21 protein-coding genes, 1 pseudogene and 2 riboswitches are annotated in these 26,676 nt (G+C 43.9%); of the genes and pseudogenes, 15 read left to right on the forward strand and 7 right to left on the reverse strand.

Going from position 1 to position 26,676, the window contains the following annotated elements; genetic code table 11:
* Positions 1-173: 173 nt before the first annotated feature.
* From CD004_RS03280 to CD004_RS03310, 6 genes are all read left to right on the forward strand, one after another.
* Entirely contained in the window at positions 174-677 is a 504-nt protein-coding gene (locus tag CD004_RS03280) for a ferritin (protein WP_102261467.1), read from the forward strand.
* Between the two features lie 392 nt (positions 678-1,069).
* Entirely contained in the window at positions 1,070-1,453 is a 384-nt protein-coding gene (locus tag CD004_RS03290; protein ID WP_102261469.1) for a hypothetical protein, read from the forward strand.
* Between the two features lie 168 nt (positions 1,454-1,621).
* The gene (locus CD004_RS03295) at positions 1,622-3,697 is read left to right on the forward strand and encodes a catalase (protein WP_102261470.1); all 2,076 of its coding nucleotides are present in this window, start codon (positions 1,622-1,624) and stop codon (positions 3,695-3,697) included.
* Positions 3,698-3,766: 69 nt separating this feature from the next.
* The gene (locus CD004_RS03300; protein ID WP_102261471.1) at positions 3,767-4,396 is read left to right on the forward strand and encodes an NAD(P)H-binding protein; all 630 of its coding nucleotides are present in this window, start codon (positions 3,767-3,769) and stop codon (positions 4,394-4,396) included.
* A gap of 15 nt (positions 4,397-4,411) precedes the next feature.
* Positions 4,412-6,028, forward strand: a complete 1,617-nt coding sequence (locus CD004_RS03305; protein WP_102261472.1) for an FMN-binding glutamate synthase family protein — start codon at positions 4,412-4,414, stop codon at positions 6,026-6,028.
* A gap of 175 nt (positions 6,029-6,203) precedes the next feature.
* Positions 6,204-6,596, forward strand: a complete 393-nt coding sequence (locus CD004_RS03310; protein ID WP_102261473.1) for a DUF2177 family protein — start codon at positions 6,204-6,206, stop codon at positions 6,594-6,596.
* Between the two features lie 47 nt (positions 6,597-6,643).
* On the opposite strand, the gene CD004_RS03315 is transcribed toward CD004_RS03310, so the two are convergent.
* Both CD004_RS03315 and CD004_RS03320 read right to left on the reverse strand, forming a co-directional pair.
* Positions 6,644-7,426 (reverse strand): DUF1295 domain-containing protein, encoded by a 783-nt coding sequence (locus CD004_RS03315; protein WP_102261474.1) that lies wholly within the window; start codon positions 7,424-7,426, stop codon positions 6,644-6,646.
* A 2-nt stretch (positions 7,427-7,428) separates the two neighbouring features.
* A complete protein-coding gene (locus CD004_RS03320) occupies positions 7,429-9,207 on the reverse strand; it encodes a DegV family protein (protein ID WP_158651477.1) in 1,779 nt (592 codons plus the stop codon).
* 169 nt (positions 9,208-9,376) lie between these two features.
* Between CD004_RS03320 and CD004_RS03325 the strand changes: the two are divergent.
* Positions 9,377-10,036 (forward strand): annotated as a pseudogene (locus tag CD004_RS03325) (oxidoreductase).
* A gap of 213 nt (positions 10,037-10,249) precedes the next feature.
* Entirely contained in the window at positions 10,250-11,161 is a 912-nt protein-coding gene (locus tag CD004_RS03330; protein ID WP_233435008.1) for an MBL fold metallo-hydrolase, read from the forward strand.
* A gap of 58 nt (positions 11,162-11,219) precedes the next feature.
* Here the strand turns inward: CD004_RS03330 and CD004_RS03335 are convergent, their stop codons facing one another.
* Complete coding sequence (locus CD004_RS03335) at positions 11,220-11,576, reverse strand: winged helix-turn-helix transcriptional regulator (RefSeq protein WP_102261477.1); 357 nt, start codon at positions 11,574-11,576, stop codon at positions 11,220-11,222.
* Between the two features lie 331 nt (positions 11,577-11,907).
* On the opposite strand from CD004_RS03335, the gene CD004_RS03340 reads away from it, so the two are divergent.
* On the forward strand, positions 11,908-13,104 hold the full coding sequence (locus CD004_RS03340; protein ID WP_102261478.1) for an MFS transporter: 1,197 nt from the start codon (positions 11,908-11,910) through the stop codon (positions 13,102-13,104).
* A gap of 305 nt (positions 13,105-13,409) precedes the next feature.
* A complete protein-coding gene (locus tag CD004_RS03345) occupies positions 13,410-15,428 on the forward strand; it encodes a phospholipase D-like domain-containing protein (protein ID WP_233434937.1) in 2,019 nt (672 codons plus the stop codon).
* Between the two features lie 163 nt (positions 15,429-15,591).
* On the opposite strand, the gene CD004_RS03350 is transcribed toward CD004_RS03345, so the two are convergent.
* Positions 15,592-18,651 carry an efflux RND transporter permease subunit gene (locus tag CD004_RS03350; RefSeq protein ID WP_102261479.1) on the reverse strand — a complete coding sequence of 1,020 codons (3,060 nt, stop codon included), beginning with the start codon at positions 18,649-18,651 and terminating at the stop codon, positions 15,592-15,594.
* A gap of 334 nt (positions 18,652-18,985) precedes the next feature.
* Here CD004_RS03350 and CD004_RS03355 point away from each other — a divergent pair, with 334 nt between their 5' ends.
* On the forward strand, positions 18,986-19,753 hold the full coding sequence (locus CD004_RS03355) for a 2-phosphosulfolactate phosphatase (protein WP_102261480.1): 768 nt from the start codon (positions 18,986-18,988) through the stop codon (positions 19,751-19,753).
* Positions 19,754-19,851: 98 nt separating this feature from the next.
* Here CD004_RS03355 and CD004_RS03360 read toward each other — a convergent pair whose 3' ends face one another.
* A complete protein-coding gene (locus tag CD004_RS03360; protein WP_102261481.1) occupies positions 19,852-21,270 on the reverse strand; it encodes a glycoside hydrolase family 18 protein in 1,419 nt (472 codons plus the stop codon).
* A 178-nt stretch (positions 21,271-21,448) separates the two neighbouring features.
* Between CD004_RS03360 and CD004_RS03365 the strand changes: the two genes are divergently transcribed.
* Complete coding sequence (locus CD004_RS03365; RefSeq protein WP_102261482.1) at positions 21,449-21,859, forward strand: NUDIX hydrolase; 411 nt, start codon at positions 21,449-21,451, stop codon at positions 21,857-21,859.
* 46 nt (positions 21,860-21,905) lie between these two features.
* On the opposite strand, the gene CD004_RS03370 is transcribed toward CD004_RS03365, so the two are convergent.
* Together CD004_RS03370 and CD004_RS03375 are read right to left on the reverse strand one after the other, a co-directional pair.
* Complete coding sequence (locus CD004_RS03370; RefSeq protein WP_102261483.1) at positions 21,906-22,391, reverse strand: QueT transporter family protein; 486 nt, start codon at positions 22,389-22,391, stop codon at positions 21,906-21,908.
* Between the two features lie 6 nt (positions 22,392-22,397).
* Positions 22,398-22,442, reverse strand: a riboswitch (PreQ1 riboswitch).
* Positions 22,443-22,595: 153 nt separating this feature from the next.
* Positions 22,596-23,399: a PP2C family serine/threonine-protein phosphatase gene (locus CD004_RS03375; protein ID WP_102261484.1), complete on the reverse strand. Its 804-nt coding sequence runs from the start codon at positions 23,397-23,399 to the stop codon at positions 22,596-22,598.
* 174 nt (positions 23,400-23,573) lie between these two features.
* Here CD004_RS03375 and CD004_RS03380 point away from each other — a divergent pair, with 174 nt between their 5' ends.
* The 3 genes from CD004_RS03380 to CD004_RS03390 all read left to right on the forward strand — a co-directional run bounded on the left by CD004_RS03380 (position 23,574) and on the right by CD004_RS03390 (position 26,674).
* On the forward strand, positions 23,574-24,419 hold the full coding sequence (locus CD004_RS03380; RefSeq protein ID WP_102261485.1) for a pirin family protein: 846 nt from the start codon (positions 23,574-23,576) through the stop codon (positions 24,417-24,419).
* Positions 24,420-24,485: 66 nt separating this feature from the next.
* Positions 24,486-24,569: riboswitch (cyclic di-GMP riboswitch) on the forward strand.
* A 90-nt stretch (positions 24,570-24,659) separates the two neighbouring features.
* Positions 24,660-25,904, forward strand: coding sequence for a DUF5667 domain-containing protein (locus tag CD004_RS23690; protein WP_158651478.1), 1,245 nt, complete (start codon positions 24,660-24,662; stop codon positions 25,902-25,904).
* A gap of 641 nt (positions 25,905-26,545) precedes the next feature.
* On the forward strand, positions 26,546-26,674 hold the full coding sequence (locus CD004_RS03390) for an FbpB family small basic protein (protein WP_102261486.1): 129 nt from the start codon (positions 26,546-26,548) through the stop codon (positions 26,672-26,674).
* Positions 26,675-26,676 lie beyond the last annotated feature (2 nt).

Here is a 26,676-nt window from a genome sequence, read left to right on the forward strand (position 1 = left end):
GACAGTTCTGAAGACTCATGATGGGCTTCAGGGACTGTCCTTTTTGTTTTTAAAAAAGGTTTATCGTGAAACAATGGTTTTAAGGAGTGTAAAAGGGTAAAATTCGATAAGGAAGGCAAAATAAATATGTTAGCGTAAAAAGACAAAAGCTGCATGGATTGAGGAGGAATACAATGATCAGCGATAAGTTGGTAAATGGTTTGGTCGAACAAATGAATTATGAGTTTTATTCTGCGCACGCGTACATGGCAATGGCTGCGTATTGCTCAGCGGAGAATTTGGATGGTTTTGCAAACTTCTTTTTGGTACAAGCTGAAGAAGAACGATTCCATGCGATGAAATTTTACAATTTTATCAATGATATGGGTGAGCGTGTGACATTCGATGGATTCCACGCTCCATCAAACGACTTCGAGTCTGTTCTGGATGTTTTTGAAAAAGGACTTGGGCACGAAAAGGAAGTAACGCGCCGTATCTATAATCTTGCAGATATCGCACTTGATGAGCGCGAACACGCAACGATGACATTTCTGAAATGGTTCATTGAAGAACAGGTTGAAGAAGAAGCCCTGTTTGACAGCCTGATCCAAAAGCTGCGCCGCATTGACAAGGACAGCAACGCATTCTTCATGCTCGAAAATGAACTCGCACAGCGTTCATTCACTGCGCCAGTGTGAAAATAAGTAAGAAAAACAGGATTCCCGGCTGGAATCCTGTTTTTTTATGGGAATAAGAAGTTCATTAGACTATTTTGGATGCTGAGTTTTCCCTTTTGATATGATATGATGCCGGTCCCAGCGTATTTATTTCAGGTTGGGAAGAAAATATTACCGGTTAGAGCAAATTTATTACCGGTTAGACGATTTTTATTACCGGTTGCACGCAATATATTACCGGTTAGAGCATATTTATTTCGGTTGCACCCATTACCGGTTGGGGAGATTTTAAAGCCAGTTGCAGTAACCAGCTGAAAATCTGCCAATTCCATCCAAATATCCTGAAAAACTTTTTCCGCTTGCTTAAAAGGGTATAAGTATTCTAAGAGAATCTATAAGACAAGGAGGATCTTATGAAGAAACTACTTATATCTTTAGCAGCGGCTGGGATTCTTGCTGGATGCAGCGCTGATGATAGTGAAGTCGGCCAGGAGGGTCCGCCGGAAACGGAAGTGAAGACTGAGGAGGATCCGGTGACAACGGATTACCTGCAGGAAAGGTTCTATGAAGGAATGGATTATGATGCCTACGCTGTTGAAGTCCAGTCATGGGTTGATAAAGGACAGGCGACAATCGCTGATACTGTTGAAACAGAAGGGCAAAAGAATGTTTCTGCAGATATAATCCAGGTAGCTGATGGCTTCTTGGCGGTCGCCAATGATGGCAAAGAAATCACCTTTATTAAACCATTTGCTTCACCTGAGGAAGCGAAAGAATACCTAAATGAAAACTTGTAAAAACAAAGCCCGCTAAATATTCGTTTAGCGGGCTTTGCCTTGTGGTATACGTCCATAGAGGAGCATGGCCGTAAGTGTGTCGATTGTGGCGTCCAATGGAAGATCATCTTATGAACGATTACATATGTTTGTACATGCTCTCACTTCAAGTACGGGAGGAATGAATCAGTGAAGAAGGATGAGAAAAATCAATCTGTGAACGAGAATTCAAAGGATCAGCAGCTTGAGCAATTCAGGTCTGAACATAATGGTGAAGCAATGACGACAAACCAGGGGCTGCGTGTTTCTGAAGATGAACATTCCTTGAAAGCGGGAGCCCGTGGTCCAACATTGATGGAGGATTTCCATTTCCGTGAGAAGATGACTCATTTTGATCATGAGCGAATTCCGGAGCGTGTAGTGCATGCGAGGGGATTTGCCGCCCATGGTCATTTCCAGGTCTATGAGCCAATGACTGAATATACGAAGGCAGGATTCCTGCAGGATCCGGGCAAAAAGACTCCAGTGTTTGTGCGTTTTTCAACGGTAGCCGGTTCTCGGGGGTCAGGTGATACAGTTCGCGATGTACGTGGGTTTTCAACGAAATTTTATACAGAAGAAGGCAATTACGACCTTGTTGGTAACAATATCCCTGTATTCTTCATCCAGGATGCAATCAAGTTCCCTGATTTGATTCATGCGGTCAAACCGGAGCCGCATAATGAAATACCACAGGCGCAGTCGGCCCATGATACATTCTGGGATTTTATTGCGAATAATACGGAGTCAGCCCATATGATCATGTGGCATATTTCAGATCGTGCAATCCCGCGCAGCTTCAGGATGATGGAAGGATTTGGCGTGCACACCTTCAGGTTCGTGAATGAACAGGGCAAGGCACGTTTTATAAAATTCCACTGGAAACCGGTACTGGGGGTTCATTCATTAGTCTGGGACGAAGCCCAGAAACTTGCCGGGAAGGATCCGGATTTCCACCGACGCGATTTATTCGACGCGATCGAGATGGGGAATTATCCAGAGTATGAGCTGGGCGTCCAGATGATTGACGAGGAAGATGAGTTCAAGTTCGATTTCGATGTATTGGACCCTACAAAAATCTGGCCTGAGGAATTGGTGCCAGTCAAGATTATCGGAAAAATGACACTCAACCAAAATGTGACCAATTATTTTGCGGAAACAGAGCAAGTGGCATTTCATCCGGGACATGTCGTTCCGGGAATTGATTTTTCAAACGACCCTCTCCTTCAAGGGCGTTTGTTCTCTTATACTGACACGCAGCTATCCCGTCTCGGCGGCCCAAACTTTCACGAGATCCCAATCAACAGGCCGGTTTGCCCGTTCCATAACAATCAGCGTGATGGCATGCACCGGATGACGGTTGACCGCGGGCAGGTCGCTTATCACAAAAATTCACTGCAAAGCAATTATCCTAAGCCTTCACCTGTGAGCGAAGGAGGCTTTGAACATCACCAGGAAAAAGTCGAGGGAAGAAAAGTCCAGGCACGCAGTGACAGCTTCAAGGACCACTATTCCCAGGCGACTCTCTTCTGGAACAGTATGTCTGACGTGGAAAAGCAGCATATGATCGAGGCCTTCAGTTTTGAGCTTGGAAAAGTGAAGAGCAAGGATGTGCAGCAGCAGGTGGTCGAGATGCTCGGAAATATTGATACTTTCCTTGCTGAGCAAGTAGCCGTAAGCCTAGGGGCTAAAAAGCCGACAAGCAAACCAGCAGAAGTGACTATGACTTCGCCGGCATTGAGCCAGATGAATACAGCGAAGCTGCCAAATACAAGAAAGGTTGCAATCCTTGCTGATCATGGTTTTAATGGAGCTGAAGTTTCTGGATTGATGGAAATGCTGAAAAAGAGCGGCATCACGGCAGAAGTCGTCAGCAAGCAGCTCGGGATGATCAAGGGCGATGATGGCACGGAGCTTGAAGTCCAGCATACGCTGCTGACTGGCAGCTCTGTTCTATTTGATGCACTGCATGTTGCCGGCGGCCAGCAAAGCGTTGATAGCCTGAAGCAAAAAAAGGAAGCAGTCTACTTTGTCGATGAGGCTTTCAGCCATCTGAAAGCAGTTGGTGCTGGAAAAGAAGCTGCAGAATTATTGGCTGCAGCAGGCATTGGCCATGAAGACGCACCTGGTGTCGTCATCTTCGCAAACAGCAATGATGCGTCAGGAGACAGCCAGAAGTTCATTGATGCAATCGCCGAGCACCGCCACTGGAATCGAATGCTCTAATCATAGAATGATTAAAAAAGAGAAACGGAGTCCATCTGTTTCTCTTTTCTTACAAAGGAGGGAACAGAAATGAAGGTAATCGTGATTGGTGCACATAGCAGTGTCGGGGAGTTTGTTGTCAGCAAGCTGATGGAAAACGGGTATACATCCTGCGCAGTCGTCAGTGATGAAAATCAGATTGACCTGCTGAAAAAGAGAGGTGCTACAGAAGTAGTTCTTTATGACGAGGGGATCCTGCCAACTTTATTTCACGGATATGATGCCGCCATTTATCTAACTGGCGTCAATCCAAAGGCCAAAACTGGCCGCACTGTAATGGTTGACCATGAGTCGGTCATCGAGACGGTGAAGGAAGCAGAGAAGCAGGGCGTCAAGCGTTTTGTGATGATGAGCGCCATCATGGCCAATGAAGCGGCAGGAGATGACAGCCGGGAAATTGGCGCGAAGGAGATGCCCGATGAGTTGCTGCGGCAATCAAATTTAACCTATACCATCGTGCAGCCGGGTGCATTTACAGACAAACCTGGCAATGGAAAAATATCTGCCGGTGAAACATTGGATTCAAATGAGCTTGAAATTTCACACGAGGACATCGCGGAGGTACTGGTCATGTCGCTCGAAACGGAGGGAACGTTTAACAAGACTTTCGAAGTGGCAGAAGGAGATACAGTCATAACAAAAGCTTTATCTTCATTATAGGAAAGGAGGATTTCAATGGGTTTGACGGATTATCTAGTGATCGGCTTGTTTATTTTCATAGCTTTGATTATCCTGGTGCCGGTTCTTCTATTTATCTATTTATACATTAAAGACGATAATCAGCAGCAGCATTCTATTTTAAGGAATTTCCCTGTGCTTGGAAAGGTTCGTTATTTCACCGAGCATATTGGTCCCGAGCTAAGACAATATTTATTCAATGGTGATAATGAGGGAAAGCCTTTTTCACGCAAAGAATACCAGGATGTCGTCAAAGCGGGGAAATATAAGGAAAGATTAATAGGTTTTGGTTCATTAAAGGACTTTGAGGCTGAAGGCTTCTACATCAGAAATACACTTTTTCCTAAATTGACTGATGAAATGAAGGTTGATAACGCGGAAAAAATTAAAACAAGAGTTTACAAGATTGATGGTGAAGGCCTTTTTACAAGGAAGGAGCATAACGAGGAGAAACTGGCTGATCCATATTATTTGAAAGATGATGATGCGGTGGTGCTAGGTGAGAGTACCTGCCGATTCCCATTCCGTGTGAAGGGTCAGATCGGGCAGTCGGCTATGAGCTATGGTGCACTTGGGGAAAAGGCAATCCAGGCCATGTCCAAAGGCCTGGGGCTTGCAGGCGGAACGTGGATGAATTCAGGAGAGGGCGGATTATCTGAGCACCACCTTGCTGGAAATCCGGATATCATGATGCAAATCGGACCGGACTTGTTTGGTGTCCGTAAGCCAAACGGCGAATTCTCCTGGGAAGAGTTCAAGAAAAAGAGTGAAATGCCCCAGGTTAAAGCTTTTGAAATCAAGCTTGCCCAAGGAGCGAAAACGCGTGGAGGCCATGTAGAAGGGGAAAAGGTAACCGAAGAAATCGCAAAGATCCGCCTTGTTGAAGTCGGTAAAACAATTAACAGTCCAAACAGATTCTATGAGTTCAGCGATGTCCCTTCGATGTTTGACTGGATCGAGGAATTGCGTTCGGTTGGCGGAAAGCCGGTTGGAATTAAGATTGTCGTCGGTGATATGGATGCGCTTGAAAACATGATTTCCTACATGAAAGAGAGCGGGAAAGGCCCTGACTTCATTACGGTTGACGGCGGTGAAGGCGGTACTGGTGCAACCTACCAGGAGCTGGCGGACACTGTTGGTCTTCCTATCAACTCAGCGCTTCCCGTAGTGGATGAAATGCTCCGCCAGTACGGAATCAGAGACAGGGTTAAGCTGATTGCATCAGGAAAACTGATCACTCCTGATAAAATTGCCATCGCCCTGGCTATGGGAGCAGACCTTGTGAATATCGCCCGCGGCATGATGATCAGCGTCGGCTGCATCATGGCCCAGGTATGCCACTCGAATACTTGCCCTGCTGGTGTAGCGACCACTGATAAAAAACTTCAGGACGGTCTGGTCGTCGATGAGAAAATGTATCGGGTCGCCAACTATATCATTTCACTGCGTGAAGGACTTTACAATCTGGCAGCAGCTGCCGGTATCGACAGCCCCACACAATTTGAACGGAAGCACATTGTCCATAAAGATGAACTCGGACGAGTATCGCCGGTAGAAGATTTGATTATTGCTGCAAGGAGAACGCAACTGCAAAAAGAAAGTATGGTTGAATAATGCTGAAAAGAGCCTGATACATGATATCAGGCTCTTTCTAGGTTCAGGAGTGATGTCGCAGTAGGGGCCTAGTTCTTGCGAATGTTCAACAAAAACCACATCTGCACACATCCAGATTTCAAGGAAAAGCCTTGTGTTTAATATAATAGAGCCAAACGGAAGGAGAGTTAATCGTATGAAAATCTACGGCATTATCTTTTTGGTTTTTCTGGTACTTGACAGTGTTTGGCTCGGATTGATTTCACCAAGCCTCTACAAAGAGCAGATTGGTCATTTGCTCGCTCCAGAGGTGAACTGGATTGCAGCTGCTTTGTTTTATATTCTGTTCATCGCCGGACTTAGATACTTTGCTGTAAAACCTGCGATACAGCGAGATAGTTGGAAGATAGCTGTCAAAAATGGTGCGTTTTTTGGTCTCGTTTGTTATGCCACGTATGACTTGACGAACCATGCGACAATGAGCGATTGGCCGCTGATGATTACAGCCATTGACTTGATGTGGGGAACTTTTATCTGTGGAGTTTCTTCATTGATAAGCTTCTTCACTGCCAGGAGATTTGTCGAGTGAATAGTTAAGAGCCTGCCCACAATTTATTATGGGCAGGCTATGATTAATCAGGAGTTAACTTTTTTTGGGAACCACGGGATGAAAAGATTCGTTTCCTGCTTATAAATCTGGTATTCCTCGTTACCGGCATATCTTTTATCCAAAAATGGAACTCCGGAAACCTTTAAAAGCAATAGATTAATGAACGCTGCACTGAAGAATGCGGTCCAGCCGTTCTGTACCCCAATGACGATCAGGAAGATACCCCACCACATCGCCGCTTCTCCAAAGTAGTTTGGATGCCTGCTGAAGCGCCATAATCCGGATTTTAAAATCTCTTCTTTATGTTTCTTTCTTTTCTTAAAGTGTTCTAGTTGATAATCTCCAATGCTCTGGAAAAGGAAACCGATTACCCATACTATCAGTCCAAGGACTGCGAAAATGTCAAAGCCGCTTGATTCGGCGACATTCACCAGAATAATTGGATAAGCAAGAAGCAGCATGATGGCTCCCTGCATCATAAAGACTCTGAAAAAAGCAATAATCCTGACGTTTTTGCCCCATTGCTTACGGAAATTGGCATATCGGAAATCCTCTCCTCTGCCGATTGAACGAATGAGCAGGTGAAGAAAGAGGCGGATTCCCCATAAAGAGACTAGAGTTAAAACAATGGTCTGTCTTAGGGAATGTTCTCCCTCAGATGCGAAATAGCTGACGAAGGCGATGATGACAAATCCAAGCCCCCAGCCGATATCGACAATCGAGTTATCCTTTATCAGCTGTGCAATGATGAACATCGTGAACATGAATAGAAAGATTGCACCGATATTGATTACATATAAGTCCCACATTTTTAAAAACTCCTTTCATATTTGGGTTTGTCGAAAAGCATTGCTACGCTGACTGATCCCTTGCCTGCATGAGCACCGATGACAGGGGATACATTGGCGGTATATAAAGGGGCAATCCCTGTCAGGTTCTTCATTTCTTCTGCACACAATGCTGCCTTATCCGGGTCATTTGCGTGAAGCACAACATATTGTGTTATTTGCTTTGTTTTATCCAAATGGCCAATCATGCTGAACATTTTTTTAAGATTGGAGTTTCGAAAAAAAGTCTTTCCATAGAGCTTTGATTTGCCCTGTTCATCAACAGAAACGATTGGCTTCATTTTTAACATCGTTGCGATTTTTCCTTGCAGTGGAGTGACTCTGCCACCCCTGATCATGTGCTTTAAAGTTGGGACACTGACGAGGATTTCCGCTTTGGCAGTCAATTCTTCTGTCAATTGAATCAATTCATCCAGGCTGGCTCCTTCGTCAAGCTTTTCGGCGACCGAATGGATTAGCAAGCCATAGGCACCTGAGAGTGTTTTCGTATTCAGCACTGTGATTTTTTCAGGGTTGACCTGTGCAGCTGCAAGCCTGCAGGATTCAAAGGTCCCGCTTAATTCCTTCGATACATGTATTGATAAAATATGGTCGTAGTGCTTTGCAAGCTGTTCGTACGTGCGAATGATTTGCTCAAGTCCAGGCTGTGAGGTTTTAGGTGCTTTCTCAGCCTGTTCCAATCGATTATAGAAATTTTCCGGTTTCAACGTTAGCTTATCTAAGTAGGGGGACTGATCCATTTCAATTATGGCTGGAAGCATATGAATCTGATGGTGGTCCATGAATTCTTCAGGCAGGTCACAGGCTGAGTCGACCACAAGCGCGATTTTTGATTTCCTCGCATGAATGCTCTCGTATTGGCGCTTCATATCCTCAACCTTCTGGAAGCTGACAGTACCAAACTTAGACATAAGCTCGACAGCTTTGTGCGGTTCATTTGTATGGAAGTGCACCTTTAGCTGCTGCTCATCTCCTGCAACCACGACCGAATCAACAAGACTTCCTGCCACCTCCTTTATTTTCGAAGAATCAGAGATTCCTTTTATCATAAACTCTGTGCAATAACGATGGGAAAGCAGTTCTTCTTTTGAAAAAATATGGTCCCCGAAGGCGGGAATACTTTGTTTGGTAACTATTGATTCAGACTGGTTGTGCGGCTGGATGAGCCCTTCGAGAAAATAAACAAAACCTTTCGCACCGGAGTCCACCACTTTTCTTCCACTTACCTCTTCCATTTTTAGCTTCGTTTTCTCAAGAGATTGATAGACGTGAGGAAGTGAGCCGAAAATTAAGGAAGGGACATTCGTGTGAGCAGCTGCCGTTTCCTTCATGGCTAGCACCCACTCCTTCATTACAGTCAGGACGGTGCCCTCTTCAGGTGACATGACGGAATCATATGTTTTCCCCGTTGCCAGCTCGCAGACTGAAATGAAATCATTTGAATCATGAATATTTTTAACTGATATTCCATTGGCAAGATGAATGAGAAACTGGGAAAAGATCATTCCTGAATTCCCTCTGGATCCTCTTAAGGCAGCCTTTTTCAAAGAGGTGAGGGATTCAGATGCATCATCACTAATATAGGCGTCTTGTAAAATCGTCCTCATCAAATAGGACAGATTGCTTCCGGTATCTCCGTCTGGGACAGGGAAAACATTGATTGCATTCAATTCTTCCTGATGTTCAATCACTTTTCGGGACCCGGAAAAAAGCATGTTTAATAACAATTTATGATCAAGCATCGTAAGGTTATCCTCCATTAAAAAAAGTTATACATAACTTATACATATGTTATACAAAGTTCGGTTATTTGTAAAATCTTTTTTAAATGATCTTTTTATATTCTTGGTTTTTCTATCTGGGCCAAATATGAAATAATAAAAGCATGCATTTTACAGGGGGTTCTTGGCTATGGGAAAAAAAGCTTTGATAGCTGGATCGACAGGATTAATTGGGAATGAATTACTACAGATTTTGTTGAATTCGAAGGAATATGACCAGGTGACGGCAATTGTAAGAAGGCCGCTTGACGTCAAACACTCTAAGCTAGTTGAAAGGGTGATTGATTTCGACCGATTGGAAGAGTACACAGGGTTATTTGCAGTAGACGATGTATTTTGCTGTCTTGGAACAACAATCAAGAAAGCAAAGACTAAGGAGGCAATGTGGAAGATAGATGTAGACTACCCTGTGGCAATTGCCAAATTGGCAAGTTCTGAAGGAGCAAGGAAGTTTTTGCTTGTCAGCTCGATGAATGCGGATCCTGACTCTCCAATCTTTTATTCGAAAATGAAAGGGAAGCTCGAGCAAGAAATCAAGCGAATTTCATATGAAACAACAGCCATCTTCCGCCCATCATTGTAATTAGGGGAACGGGATGAATTTAGGTTTGGCGAAAGGGCAGCAGCCGCAATTTTTACAAAAATGCCTTTTCTCTTTGGGGGGCCATTCAAGAAATACAAAGCAATTGAAGGCAGCACTGTAGCATCGGCCATGTATCAAGTTGCCCAGAAGGAAGTGACAGGAATATCCATCTATCCTTCTGAAAAAATTCAGGAAATTGGCGGATGATCCAGCAACGCGAAAGAGGTAATGATGGTGTTAAATCTATTGATAATATTAGCTGGGATTGTCATTGCAGGTTATGCAATCCTGAATTACTATCCAGCATTTGGCGGTAAACATTCCGAAAAAAGACGATCCTTATACGCGAAGTCTCCGCAATATCAAAATGGTAAGTTTGTTAATCAGGTTCATACTTCATGGGATACAAGCCTTGGCTCGATGGTTTCCATGATGAAGGACTTTTTAAAAGGCAATTCAGAGAGAAGGCCGGGAGCACCACTTCCGATGGCAACTTTCTCAAAGCCATTACAAAAAGGTGCAGCAACGAAGGTCACCTGGTTTGGGCACTCAGCCTTCCTCCTGGAGATAGAGGGGAAAACCATTTTATTCGATCCGATGTTCGGAAAAGCGCCAACTCCTTTCCCGCTGAGAAACCAGCGATACAGCAGGGAGCTGCCTTTTAAGATAGGGGAACTTCCGGTTGTAGATGCAGTTGTCCATTCACACGACCATTATGATCATTTGGACTATGGCTCTATCATGAAGCTCAAGGGAAAGGTGAAGAACTATATTGTTCCATTGGGAGTTGGTACACACCTGGAGCGATGGGGAATCTCCCCTGAAATGATCCAGGAGCATGACTGGTGGGATGAATTCTCATTTGAAGGGCTCCAACTCGCATGTACCCCGGCCCGCCATTTTTCCGGCCGGGGTCTCACCGACAGAAATGCCACTCTCTGGTGCTCCTGGGTCATCATTGGCCAGGAGACAAGAATCTTTTTCAGCGGTGATGGCGGATACGGGCAGCACTTTAAAGAAATAGGCGAAAAATATGGCCCATTCGATTTAACGCTGATGGAATGCGGCCAGTATGATGCTCGGTGGGCTGCGATTCACATGCTGCCTGAAGAAACGGTTCAAGCCCATATCGATGTGAAAGGGAAGGTGCTGATCCCGGTACATTGGGGTGCTTTTACCTTGTCGTTGCACGAATGGTATGACCCTGTTGAAAGGGCGGTTAAAGCAGCAAAAGAAACCGGAGTTGAGATTGCAACTCCTCAGATCGGGGAGTCCGTTACAGTTGGCGCAAATTATCCTTCATCAGTCTGGTGGCGTTTAGTTGAAAGCTGATTGGGGGAGGATTATAAAAATTAAATGAAAGCCACGTGAGCATTCACATGGCTTTCATTTACTCAATCGACTGAGGCTGAATCAATACATCCTCTTTATTCGGATGATTCTTTTCAATATGCTGCTCACCCCAAGAACATAGGGAGTCTAATATTCCTTTTAATGACCAGCCATAATCCGTCAGTGAGTATTCGACCTTTGGAGGTACCTGGTTGTAGACTTCGCGCAAAATAACATTATCCTCTTCAAGCTCACGCAATTGCTGCGTGAGCATTTTTTGTGTGATTCCAGGCATCAGTTTCTTAAGCTCGCTTGTGCGTTTCTTTCCTTCAATCAAATGGCATAGAATGACGACCTTCCATTTGCCGCCGATTACCTCCAGTGCGGCTTCGACTGGTATATTGTATTTTTTCATGGATGCTTATGCCTCCTTTAGTATCAAAATGATTACTTTTAAGTGCCTATAGTACTTGTAAGTGCGTACTTCCCAATGTTGCAGTAAGAAGTCATAATAGCATTCTGTTGGGTACCTTTCAGGTGGTTAGGCTCATTATACAACTACGATACACAAAGTTGTATAGGGCACTTTTAAGTACCTATATCACCTGCAGGTGCCTACGGAACTTGAAAGTGCGTACTTCCCAACCTTCCAGGTATGCATCATAATTGCATTCATGCTGGCACGGTGAAAGGCGCCTTCACTGGCCAACTAGGAAGTAAATCTATTCTTAGGAGGATTTCTTATTATGAGTTCACATATACAACAAACCAAAAGCAAGGGTGGAACACTATCGCTTTTAGCATTGGCGATCAGTGCATTTGGCATCGGTACGACCGAATTTGTCCCGGTAGGATTATTATCAACGATTGCAGACGATTTAAATATATCTATTACATTGGCAGGATTATTGATTTCGGGCTATGCAATGGGAGTTGCGTTTGGAGCACCGATATTAACAGCTTTAACCAATAAGATGAGCCGTAAAACACTGCTGATGGCCTTGATGGTCATCTTTATTGTCGGTAACTCTATTGCGGCAGTTTCTACTAGCTTTGGCCTATTATTGGTCGCCCGCATCATCACTGCATTTTCACATGGTGTATTCTTCTCGATAGGGTCAACGATTGCTGCCGATTTAGTACCGGAGCATAAAAGGGCAAGTGCGATTGCCTTCATGTTCACAGGGTTGACTGTCGCGACTGTCACAGGTGTACCGCTTGGAACATTCATTGGCCAGATGTTTGGCTGGAGAGCTACATTCTGGGGAGTTGCACTGTTAGGTGTAGTTGGAATTATCGCGAGTGCAATCCTGATTCCGAAAAATATTAAAGATGCACCACCATCTAAGTTCAGCGACCAATTAAAAGTTTTAAAAAACGGTCCGCTCTTATTGGCATTCGCCATTACCGCACTTGGTTATGGGGGAACATTCGTAGCATTTACCTACCTGACTCCAATTCTTCAAGACATTACTGGATTTTCGCCAAGTGCAGTAAGCATCATTTTATTAGTTTATGGTATTGCCGTAGCAATCGGAAATACGATTGGCGGCAAGGCTGCAGATAAAAATCCACTAAAGGCATTGTCATGGATGTTCATTATTCAAGCGATCGTTCTGGTTGTTCTAACTTTCACTGCACCGTTCAAAATTGTTGGAGTAATCACGATCTTCTTGTTGGGGATATTTGCGTTCATGAATGTACCCGGCTTGCAGGTGCTTGTTGTAAAATTGGCAGAACGTTATGTTCCGGCAGCTGTCAATGTCGCATCAGCATTGAATATAGCAGCCTTTAACGTTGGAATTGCTATCGGTGCATTTGTTGGCGGAATAATCGTCGATAAGATTGGACTGATCCATACTCCATGGATAGGCGGAGTCATGGTTTTAGGTGCTGTATTTCTGACCATGTGGAGTATGGCTATTGAAAAAGAAAAGAAATGAGATTAAGGACTGTCCTTTGAGGGGCAGTCTATTTTTTCGAGTTCCGGCTTTACTTCCGACCGATACAAGGAAAAATATAAATGAAGATTAATTTCGTATGGTCCCATTTTGAGTGGGTTCTTTTTTTTATTTGATTGGAAGCTGACTGCCAGGTTGCTAGGTATATAGATTCCATTGTGATATGTCACACAAAAATAAACTCCTCATATAGATTCATTTTTCGTGAAATTTACAAATTCAACATATTTCGACAACATTTTTACTTTATGATTATTTTGGATTTATATTTGAGGAGGTAGTCAAAGTTGAATAAATTGATTTCTGTTATACCAGCATTTATCTTATTGTTTTCAACTCTTTACCCGTCATTCATGACCAGTGCACCAACCGTGAATGCTGCTGAGACACCGAATGTGGTCATCAGTGAAGTTGCCTGGATGGGCACGAACAACAGCTACAGCGATGAATGGATTGAGCTATATAACAATTCAGCTTCTGATATAGTGCTTGACGGCTGGCAGCTGAATGCGGCTGATGGTGCCCCGGCGATCATCCTGAACGGAACTCTTCCAGCCTATGGATATTTCTTGCTTGAAAAAACAGATGAGCAATCTGTTACAGAAATTCAAGCTGATCTTATTTACAGCGGCTCGCTGGGAAATACTGCTGAACACCTTCAATTAATTGATGCGACTGGAGCTATCATCGACGAAGTCGACTTCTGGTATGCAGGCGATAATACAGCAAAAGCGACAATGGAACGAATTGACCCAGGTATTTCTGGCCTGGATTCTACGAACTGGGCTACTGCGAATAAAAGCTACGCTGATGGACTTGGAACACCAAAGGCCTTCAATTCAACTGGTGCTGATGGCGCCGGTTCTGGTGGCGATGCAGGCGGTGGTTCGACTCCTCCTGATGCACCAAGCGTTTGTGATGACACAACGCAGCGCTTGAATAATGTCTCCGAAGCTGAAGGGGCAATGAATGTTTACTTCAATAAATGCGCATTCCCCCAATATGCTTCAGCAGGGAACGAAGCGAATTATAATGTGAACTTTGAAGATATTCTAATCAAGCGGCTCAACTCCGCAACAAAAAGCATAGATTTTGCTACATATGAAATTAACCTTCCGCGAGTAGTTGATACGCTGATCCAGAAAGCGGCACAGGGTGTCGATGTGCGTGTGATTGCAGATTCCAAGGACGCATCAGATCCTCACTATGCAGAACGCTTTGAAATGATGCGACTTTACCTGGAAAAAATGGTGCGCGGCCAGGATGCGAAAATCGGCACTGCTGATGATATCGTGGTTTTCTCAGACTCGCCAATGTTTGTAGTGGAAGACAGTGCGAAAAGAACGGCTAAAGGATTGCCTGCCAGCGTGAGTGATTTTGAGCAAGTAACAGTGATGGTTGGGACTAGTACGACGACAGGCAGAATGTTTGTTAATGCCGAGGCGAAAGCAGCGGAAAGCTACTATGGACCTGGAAACCAGATGCACAATAAATTTGCGATAGTGGATGACCGCTGGGTATTCACAGGAACTTGGAATTTTACCGTCACTGGCCTTTATGGTTCAGATGAAAACATGCAGCAGGGCATCCTTGACGGCAATCAGAACCAAATCGTCGAAATTAACTGGCCTCAGTTAGCAGGTATCTATGAAACTGAATTCAATGAGATGTGGGGCAGCAATATATTGAATCCAGACCCTGTCGCCTCGAACTTCAGCACGCGTAAAACAGACAATACCACACATGCTATTGATATCAATGGGAAGAAGGTAGAAATCTATTTTTCGGCGGGGGATAATGCAGTCGGAAAAATGGTTGATTTGATTCGCAATGAAGCCGATTTTAATACATATTTCTCAATCTTTGCCTGGAGCGACCAGGCACTCACTGATGAATTGAAGAATAAGTGGGAGGGGTCCTATAATGACATGGAGGGAACCCTGACCGGATTTGATGTAAAAGGATTGTTCGACTCGAGTTTCTGGAATCAGTGGTGGTCTGCAAGTGTCGATATGACAGGACGGACTGCTTCACAGACAAGTGTCAATAATCCAAATACAAGATGGAACAATCCAGCACCTGTCTATTCAGACGCAGAAACACGAAAGTTGCACAGTAAAACAATGCTGATAGACGCCGACACAGACAGTGATCCAACTGTCATCATCGGATCAACAAACTGGAGCAACAACGGAAACAATGTAAATGACGAAAACATGCTGATCATCCATGATGCAGCAATCACCAACCAGTTCGTGCAGGAATTCAATGCCCGCTATGTCCAGGCTGGAGGGATTTTGCAGTAACAATAATAGTGCCTAACCACTCGGTTAGGCACTATTATTGTTATATTGATAGGATGCAATAGGAGCGCGTTATACTCACTAAAGTCTCATTAAGAAAATATTTAAGTAATTTCTTAAAAAAACGAGGCAAAACGATAAAATGATCGTTTTGCCTCGTTTATGTTTAGCTCAATATCTCTGGAACAGGTGTGATGGATTCCTTGCTTTTCTTTGCTTTCCTGCTGAACCAACTTCGCTTTACTGCGCTTCTTGTGAAGATGCGGTATACAGCCGGGATCAGCAGCAAGGTAATCAGCGTCGCGAAGCTCAGTCCGGCAATGATGGCTGTTGCCATTGGCGCCTGGTAGTTTCCTGATCCTCCTGTTGCCATTGCTAATGGAAGCATGCCCCCAACAGTTGTCAGTGTTGTCATCAGAATTGGGCGGATGCGGTTTTTGCCAGCTTCAACAAGTGCTTCCTGAACAGTGGAACCTTCGTTGCGCAGCTGGTTTGTCCGGTCGATCAATAAAATCGCGTTATTCAAAACGATACCAATCAGCATGATGATGCCCATTCCGGACATGATGCTTAGTTCCTGCTGTGTCAGGAATAATCCAAGAATGACTCCAACGATGGTCATCGGGATGACGGACATGACGATCAGCGGGTGCCCCAGGTGGTTGAATTGGACGGCCATGACCAGGTAGACAAGGAAGATGGAAATCGCCAGGATCAGGACCATATCCTGAACCATTTCCTGCTGCTGCTCAAGATCTCCTGCAGGTGCAATGCTGTAGCCTTCTGGTACATCATATTTGTCCATTAGCTTTTGGACTTCACGGTTGATGGTGCCAAGGTCTTTGCCTTCAATATCTGCCGAAATCGAGATATATCGTTCGCCATCCTTGTGCGAGATTTCGTTTGGATTTTCGACACTCTTCAATGAGATGAACTTAGATAGCTTTTTCTCACCTGAAGGAGTTGGGACTTTCAGGTCAAGCAAAGCGGATTTGGTCGTCATCTCTTCATCCCATTTCACTTTTAACGGAACGTTTTCCTCATTGATTTTCAGTTCACCTACAGGCATCTGTAAAAAGGCTTGCTCGATGAATTGCTTGATCTGTGGCTGTGACAATCCTGCTTTTTCAATTTCAGACTCATTCAGTTGGACGACTTGTTCAACTGAAGTCCTTTCAATGGAGTTTTCGACCGCGACAATTCCTTCAATAGACTTAAGCTCTTCTATAAATCCATCAGCGATTGTGTTGAGTTGGTCAAAGCTTTCACCTGAGATATTGACTTGGACAGGGGAACCGCCGCCTGCAGACATGGCTGCTGCCGCGCTTTTCAAAGGTACCTTCTCATCAAGACCTCTTAATGACTTAAGAATCTCTTCGTTCACGTCTTTTTGTTCTCTTGTAATTTCATTGCCTTTTGTCATATTGATGATGGTGTACAGCATATTGCCGTTATCCATTACATAGTTTGATTCAACATCCTGAATTTCGTCTAAAGCTTTGTTCATTTCACTTACGATTTCCTGTTTTTCATCTAAGCTTAGACCCGGTTCTACGGTTACCATGAGCTCCGCATAACGGTTCATCATGTCTGGCATGATGGTCATTGGAATCTTTGTTACCAGCAAAAGCGATCCAATGAGCATGAGGAAGAACAGGCCGATGACAGCAAAGCTGTGGCGTTTTTTCATGATGGTCCATGAAATCATTTTGCTGTATCCGCGTACAAGGCGGCCTTCTTTGTTGATCTTTTCTTTCTTTTTCAGCTTCAGGAACTTCTCGGATAGAGAAGGAATCAGTGTGAATGAAACAATCACAGAGCTGATGAGAGTGATGGCGACAACAACAGAAAGGATGATCATGAAGGAGCCCATCTCACCTCCAAGCAAGCCGATTGGTGCGAACACGACAATCGTTGTCAGCATCGAAGCCAGTACGGCTGTAGCTACTTCCTTGGTTCCATTAATGACTGCCTCAAGACTCTTTAAACCTAGTTCTTTTTTACGGTAAATGGATTCCAGAATAACAATAGATGAATCGACCATCATCCCGATTCCGAGTCCGAGACCAATCAGGGTAAGCATATTAAAGCTGTATCCCAAAACCCACATTGAAGCGAAAGTGAGCAGTACCGATGTTGGAATCGATAGTCCGACGATCAATGTAGCACGGATATTCCTTAAGAACAGCATCAGGATCGCAACGGCAATAGCGGCACCAATCAGGATGTTGCTTGTCACACCATCAATGGATTCCTTCACATAATCTGCCTGGGCGACCATTTCATTCAATTCAACGCCGCTGACCAAACCTTCCTTTCGGATTTGTTTGATTTCCTCACGCACCGCTTCCGCCATCTCGATTTGAGTGGCATCGGCTACTCTGCCTACCTGGACAAAAATGAAATCCTTCGAGCCATTTTTCCAGACAAACGAAGAGCTTTCCAGGGGCTGCAGTTTAACGTCGGCAACCTGTGTTAATTTGATAAAACCATTCGCTGCCGGGATTTGCAGGCTTTTGACATTCTCGACCGATTCTAGCTGTGTATTCCATCTAAGGGAAGGGGAGTTTGTTTCGTTGTTTAGCTGGCCCAGTGTTGCTTCATTGTTTGCCTGCTGGATTGCACCAATCACCTGTGCTGCATCCAGCCCATTTTTTAATAGTTCGTCACGTTTTAGTTCAACAGTGACTTCTTTTTCCAGGCTGCCTGACAGCAAGACATCATGTACTTCAGGAAGAGCCTCCAGCCTTGGTTCCAGGATATTCTTAGCGAAGGCTGTCATCTTTTCCATGTCAGAGCCAGATACATCCATGAAAAAGTCGTAAGCCTGGCTAGTGCCAAATTGTCCGGTCATCACATCTTTGACACCGCTCATATCGGAGGTCGTTGAATTCACAACTGACTCGACTTCCTTGAATACTTCCTCTCCACGGCCACGTTCAATCGTTAGCTGCATGGAGCTTTTCCCGATGTTGCTGCTCGAAAGGACTTCCTCTACACCTTCAATGCCGAGGATCTTTTTTTCAAGCGGAGTAGTGATGGTTCTTTCCACTTCAATTGCCGGCATCTCCCCGGCATAGATTTCCACATAAGCGCCATCCATCTTGATTGATGGAAATAGCTCCTTATCCAGCTTTAAAACTGAAAAGCTGCCAATCAATAAAACTAACACAACCATTAAACTTACTAAGATTTTTTTCTGAACAATAAATTTCAATAAATTCATAAAAACCTCCCCAATACTATCGTGAAATAGGAATGTAAAAAATTTCTATTTTATTCGCCCAAAAACAGATTATACACACTTTTATAGGAAAAAATAACTATAAATTTGTAAACTTATCATTATTTTTTCATAATAATACCTGTGGTAGTAATCTTTAGTTGGGTTGAAAATAGGAATCTTTTAATTCCCCTTAAGATATTTCCATTTTATCCCTTGAAATAGAATTTCATAATGAGCCAGAGACAGATTTTTGCGTAGGGCTGAAGACTGAGAAGGAATAGGCAGATCAACGGAGAATAATTAATTTCCACAGAAAAATGCGAGGTGAGTGTGAATGTTCAGTCAGTCTCTTTATGAATGTAAGGTGGAGTGGGGAAGGCGTGGGGCGAGGGAGGCAGCAGAGCGGGGAGATATAGTCATCATTGTCGATGTACTAAGCTTTTCGTCCACAATCGTCTCTGCTTTAAGCGCGGGGGCAATGATCTTTCCATATCCTCCTGAGCTCGATGGAAATAAATATGCAGCCAGCATTGGTGCAGAATATATTCTCGGAAGGGCAGAAGCAGCTAAAAAGGGAAAACCCACCTTGTCGCCGGTGACATTTAATGAGGAGCATCGCAATAAACGGTACGTATTGTCTTCGCTTAATGGTGCATATTGTTCGTGGATTGCTTCCAAGGTGCCACTGCTATTGATAGGATCATTGCTTAATGCTTCTGCTGCTGCAGTGATGGCAGATAAGCTGCAGCAGGATACAGGGGCAGACATCACAGTTGTGCCATGCGGGGAACTATGGAATGATGCTCGTGAAAATGAAGACCGACTGAGGCCGTCGATTGAGGATTATTTAGGTGCTGGTGCAATACTTGCAGAGCTGAGCGGTGGGAAATCTCCGGAAGCAGAAGTATGCGCAGGAGCTTTTGCTAGTTCAGTAAATCGTTTAAAAGAATTGGTTTGGGATTCCGGCAGCGGACGTGAATTGCGAGAACGAGGCTATGAGGAAGATGTAAAGTATTGCAGTCAGCTAAATGTTTCCTGCGTTGTGCCAATCATGAAGGATGGAAGATTTATAGAAGGAACTGAAAATGCCTGGCAGGAGTGAGACAGCACTTTCTAAGTAAATCAAGATGGGAGATGACAAATAGCCTTCTAGAAGATGGGGCATTAGAAGGCTATTTTAATATGTGAATCTAAAAGGGCTTACTGCAACTTTTTGATATTGAAGTTATCGTCCAGCAGGGCCCAGTTTTGCGGGAACGGGTAGCCAAGAACCCAGTAGCTGACTCCACGCAGATTGTATTGCTTGATCAGGTCAAACTTTGCCTGGGCACTGCGGGCGTCTTCGAACCATACTTCGTGTTCACGGCCCTGTTCATCAGTGTAACGGAAGTATGGCGATGCTGCTACAGTATCATATTGGATCGCAGCGCCATATCTGATGGCTCGGCTGACTGCTTCCTGCGGGCTGTATGTTTCTGCTTCCTGCCCCTGGACATGGGGAATGATCCAGTCTCTTGCATATAGCTGGAATCCCATCAGGATTTTATTTCTTGGAATAGCGGTAATCGCGTAATCAAGGACTCTGCGGATTTCGTTCAAAGGCGAAACAGCCTGAGGAGACCCGAAACGGTAGCCCCATTCATAGGTCATCAAAACAACAAAATCTGCTATCCTGCCGTGTGCAGGATAATCATGCGCTTCATATAATAATCCTTTTTGATCGGCCCTGACTTTTGGCGCAAGAGAAGTTGAAACAAAATAGCCTTCTTTATGAAGGGCATCAACAGCTTCCTGCAGAAATGTATTATAAAGCTCACGGTCAGCAGGCAGGACATTTTCGAAATCAATATTCAAGCCACGGTACCCTTTTTCACGCATGACAGTAAGGATATTGTTTAGCAGTGTGTTACGATTTGCTTCACTGGCAAGAACTTCATGGGCGATATTCTCCCCAGCCTCAGTCGCTGTAAAGTTGGTGATCGACATCATTGGCAGAGCGCCTTTTGCCAGTCCAGTCTGGATGGCTTCGGTATCATCCTTCATGTAAAGAACAAGCGAACCGTCAGGCTGAATGACATATGCAAACGGAGCAATATAGGTCATCAGGTCAGCTACTTCGCCGACCAGCTCAATTGCCTTTTCATCAGAATGGTAAGTGAATGCATTCGATTCAATCGTTGGTTTCCGTTTTGGAATGATTAGAATAGTCCCTGGATACAGCAGATTGGGATTTTGGATTTGATTTGCCTTGATGATCGCCTGTATGGTTACACCGTAACGCTGGGATATATGCCATAAGGTTTCACCGCGCTGGATCGTGTGTCGTGTGGCGGGAATGCGGAGTACGGTCCCAGGGTAGATAAGGGCAGGGTTGGTTATAGCATTAGCCCGGATGATGGCATCTGCGGTCGTCCCGTAACGCTGGGCAATTGACCATAATGCTTCACCGGATCGAACTGAATGGAATGTATCATGAGATGGAATAAGCAAGGCCTGGCCAACGACCAGCTGGTTTGGGTTTTCAAGACCGTTAATATCAGTAATCTGTGGAATTGTCACTTGATATCTGTTTGCGATTTGCCACAGTGATTCACCTCTTTGGACAACATGAATGATCATTATGAACCTCCCTCAGGAAAAAGTCCTACAATATGCTATGAGAAAAACAAGGATTATATGTTGAGGGATGAAGTTTTATTCTCCGTAAATGCCTAAAAGCGAGCGTTGCTAAGGAGGAGAATGCTTATTTCTGGCATAACTAAAAAATTTTGCTTTGGAAGATAAAGGGGATATGTGAATGGAATTATGGGAAGGTTCAGCTGGTGTATGCAAAAACGGACATGGGGAAATACTGATGGTCCTGCAGGGGAAAAAGGACGAAGAAAAACTATGGGCAGTACCTGCAGGCGGTAAGGAAACCGGCGAGACTTTCGAGCAGTGCTGCATCAGGGAAGTGCTGGAGGAAACCGGATATGAAGCAGAAATCGTCCGTCAGCTTTTTATGAAAACTGGCGTCATTTCCGGAGTGGAAGTCAAGGTTCAGTACTTCGAGATAAAAGTAACCGGAGGAGATAGCAAAATTCAGGATCCTGACGGGCTGATCCATGAAATTGCCTGGAAAAAGGTGAGTGAGATGAGCGAATTAGATTTTGGTTTTAAAGAAGATAGGGAGTTTCTGATGAAGTTTACTGGCAGCCTTCAGGTTTAAGGCGTAAAAAAACGCATGGTTTACTCTCCATGCGTTTTCATCTATTTTAAACTAGTTTTTCAAGGTTTACTCGCTTGTGAATCGCAAGCATAACAGGAATGCCTACAGCCATTACCGTGAACTCACCTGCAGCCGTTGTCAGCCATGTGAACCAGAATGGCAATTGGAATGCCAGGTTCAGTTCAATTGCAATCAGGAACATCGTGAAGGTGAAGACCATTGTATTCACGATCATGCGGCCGATGATGCTTTTTATATATTTTGCTGTGAAAATAGTAATCAGCAAGGATATCACAGACTGGCCAACTCCAAAGACAAGGTCGTATGCGACCATTGGCGAAAAAAGCAGATTGGTTAAAAATACACCCAATACGATTCCAAAGAAATATTTCTTATTGAAAACAATTAAGTGGTTGAACATTTCCGATACGCGGAATTGCACATTTGTGAAGCCAAATGGCTGTATGACGGCAGAAACGGCTATATATAAGGCAGCCAGAATCCCGTTCCGGACAATCGTTCTCGTATTCATTTTTCATCTCTCCTAGTTTTTTTACGTGGGATGGTTACGAACCACGTTATTTAAAAGCCAGTTTTATATTATATAGGATAAAGGACCTTCTCACAATATATTTTATTAGAATAATAGTTGGGGTTTGCTATAAATTTCGGGTCGATGGAAAACTAAAGAAACAAAATACGCCCAAGTAGGTTCATCTGGGCGTCATTTCAGTTCTTATTCACTTGGTATTGTCGCTTCTTCATCGTTGACAACCATCCAGGATACGATGGTTGTGCTATCACGTACATTGTTATCTTGAATTCTTTTAAGCAGTTTTCTTACTCCATCTTTGTTGGACGAATGAGAGAATTCATTAAAAATGGCTTTTGGGTCTATGTAGGGCTCCCCTGGGCACTCTACCAGTCCATCCGTTGTCATGATGAGATGATTCACGCCTTTTCGCATTTCCTTTGTTCCGTTGCTGAAGCAAGGAACAGCTAGACTAAAGGTGTTTACTTGACCAATCCATTCAAAAAAATGGCGCTGGTTTACTTGATATTGGCCAAGTGAGGAAAGTTCGGGATGGTGCAAGTAGAATAGACAGTCGCCAACAGAAAACCACCAGCAGTAATTGCCTTTCCTGGCGACAATCAAGCAGGCAGTTTCTCCTTTAATTCTCTTGCAATCCTCTAAAAACTGCTTACTTTGAAAAAGGTTAAGGGTAAAACGTTCCAAACTTCGGAAAGCTTCATTTATAGATAGGGAGAGGAAACTTCTTATTTTACCCTTTTGTTGCCTGAAGGCTTCAACAATGAGTTCAGCACTTTCGGCACTAGTGTGGGCATCTAATAGAATCACAAACTCCCAATTCTGTAGAGGATTTGTCAAAATGAAGCAGCCATCCTCATTTTTGTATTGGCCTGCACTGGAATTCCCTCCGTACTGGCCAATGACAATATTCCCAAGTTGAACTATATTTGGGTGGTCCACAAAACCTTCCTCGTTTCCTACCCAATTGAAATCTTGATTTATGTTCATAAGTTTTCGCCTTTCTCTGGAATATCGATCATTCTGCTAGAATGGAAAAACACAAATCCAATCCATAATACTTACATATCTCGTTTTAAAGATTCTTTATTTTAAAATATATCACAGGATTGTTATAATTTGGTGATAAGAACTTAGGCTACTTTAGATAAAGGGGTTATGCAAATGTTTAAAAGAGATATCAAGAACCATTGGACCGTTCAATATGAAGAGAGAGGGATGCCGCACGTCCAGGCAGGGTTAGTACTTAATCCGCAAAACTGGAGGGAGCTGGATCCTTTCATTTTAATGGCGGAGGACTGGTTTAAGCGAGGGACGTTTTCCGATCATCCACATCGCGGTTTCCAGACAATCACATATATCATTGACGGCAGGCTTGAGCACATTGACAACCATGGTGGTCACAGTATCCTGGAATCTGGTGATATCCAGTACATGAACGCCGGTAGCGGTGCGCGGCATGCTGAAGAGGCAGTGGACAATGATATAGCACATACACTGCAGCTCTGGCTGAACTTACCTAGGGAGTTGAAAGGCACGACCACTTCTTATCAAAACGTATATTCAGAAAATGCACCTGTTGTACAGTTTGAAGGCGGTACATTAAAGGTGTATTCAGGTGAAACAGCTGGAGTGAAAGGGCCACTCGAACCATTAGTGCCTTTTACGCTATCAGAAATTAAGCTGACTGAGGGGGCGGAGTTTCCTTATGAATTACCGGAAGAACATAATGCGTTCCTTTATGTACTTTCAGGTGACATTGATGCCGGCTCAAGCCAGACAAACCTCCAAAAATCTTCAGCAGCGACTTTGACTTTTAATGACGGAGGTGAAGGTACAAGCGGACTAATGCTGAAAGCGAATAAGCGATCAAGAGTATTGGTATATTCCGGGAAGCCAATCAAAGAGGAAGTGGTGGCCTACGGACCGTTTGTTATGAATTCGATGGAAGAGATTCGCCAGGCTTACCGTGATTATCAGGAAGGGAAGTTCGGCGAGGCAGCTGAATAATTATAAGTTTTTAAAATTTCTATTTCTTTTTCCCTGTCGAAAAAGTAAGATTAAAGTAGAATTAAAATCCGATAATGGCAAACCCAGAGAAATCTGGGGGCGCAAAGCTACAGGGGCTAAAGTCATTGACCATGCCAGCCAGTTGCCGAAGATTCACATAGCTTGTGTATGTGCTGCTCTTCGGACAGCACTTTTTTTGTCGATTTTAATTCCAATATAGTATTAAGTGGGGGTATTGGAATGAAGAAGCTTTTAGCATCAACAATTTTGACCGGAGTGCTAGCTTTTGGAACGGGAGTCTCTGCAGATGAGCTAGTCGAAACAGTGGATCCGGGAACGACGCCTGATGAATTTTTATTTACGTTTGACCAATTATTTGAGGAATTGAAGCTTCTAGTAACTTTCGATGATGAAAAAGAAGCCCAGCTTCTACTTGAATTCGCAAACGAGAGATTGGCTGAAGCTACAGCGATGTCAACTGAAGAAAAAGCAGAATTCGTTCAACAAGCATTTGAAGAATATTTAGAGGCTCTTGAGGCAGCTGAAGAGAAGGTCACAGAAGTAATTGTAGAAGAAGAGACTGATTCTGAAGGTGAAGACGAACTGACAGAAGAGCTGGAAAACGTTTCTGAAGTTGAGGATGAGTTGACTGAAGACCTGGAAGATGAGCTGAAGGAAGAGGTTGAAGAAGCAACGGAACAAGCGAAGGTCGTTGCAAATGTAGTGAAGGATCTGGATCAGGAAATGGTTTCCCAGCTGCGGGAACAGGAGTTGGGATATGGCCAAATCGCTCAAATCTTCTGGCTGGCAGATGCAGCTGGCAAAACAGTAGAAGAAATCACTGCTTTATATACAGAAGAAAAGATTGGATTCGGACAGGCAGCAAAGCAGCTTGGTGTTCATCCATCTCAAATGAAAGGCCTCGCATCAGGCAAAAAACAGGCATCTGATGAAGAAACAGATGAAAAAGCAGAAACTGATGAAAACGCAGAAGGATCCGAAGAGGGCACCGAAGAAGCAGAACAGCCAGATGAAGCAACGGGTACTGAAGATGAAAATGAAGGCACAGCTTCAACTGAGCAAACCACTGAACAGCAAGTGAGTGTCGCATCAGCTAGTAGCACTGGAACGAAATCTAACATCAAGAACAGTGTGACGAAAGCAGAAGAAAAGAAAGCGGAAGCTGTAAAGAGGGCAGAAGAGGCAGCAAAGAAGGCTGCAGAAAAGAAGGCGGAAGCTGTGAAGAAGGCTGAAGAGGCAGCAAAGAAGGCTGCAGAAAAGAAAGCGGAAGCTGAGAAAAAAGCAGAAGAACAAAAACGTGAAGCAGCAAAGAAAGCTGAAGAAAAGCGACAAGAAGAAGCCAAGAAGAATAAAGAAAAACAAGAAGATGAAGAAGACGAAGAAGACGAAGAGAATGATGAGCAAAAAGATGATGACAGCGATGAAGATTCCAACAAAGGAAAAGGGAAAAATAACGGCAAGTAATAGCAAGCGAAAACACACCCGAAGCAGCCTGCTCATACTTGGGGTGAATTGACAGACTTTGAGTTGTCATGTATCATAACTGTATACATTTGAATAGTTTCTCCTAAAGGGGAGTAGCTTTCACAACAGAGTCGTCATTACGGAGTTCACTCCCGGCTTTGTTGGCAACGATAGTTGTTAGCAAGACCTTTGCCATATTTGGTGAAGGTCTTTATTTGTCTCCAGACCTTCACCTGAGCGGGTGAAGGTCTTTTTTGTCAGATAAAAAAGTGTGAATTTCACTTTGAGAATTGTATAGCTTCAGCGCCTAGCCCCTCGAGACGCTTCGATCCTGTCACAGAAGTCAAAGAACGACTTCACCGCCAGGCCCTCCAGCGCTTGTCGGGGCTGAACAAGGCGCTTGCGCTTTTCTTAGAAAAACTGAAGACGAATGTACCCGTACTGGCGAAGAAAAGGAGATTAAGGTAACGGGAAGATGGGGTATGTCCCCGTACAGGGGCAAAAAGAGCTTTAGGCCAAAATCCAAAGAACACATTTCCGAAGAAGCAGGCGGGGAACAAATAAATGATGGCTAAAAATAGTTTTTCCAGAGACATTTTCTTACCTTGAAACATAAATTTAATTATTGGAGTGTGGATGTTGTGAAGAGAATACAGCTTAGTTTTGATGAACTTGTTAAAAAGAACAAGGAAGAATTGTTAGCAGACCAAAAGCGGATCGAGATTATCGAGAAGCGGCTTGATGACAAATACACCAACACAAAAAAGTAAAT

This window comes from Mesobacillus jeotgali (genome assembly GCF_002874535.1).
GTDB classification, from domain to species: Bacteria; Bacillota; Bacilli; order Bacillales; family Cytobacillaceae; genus Mesobacillus; species Mesobacillus jeotgali.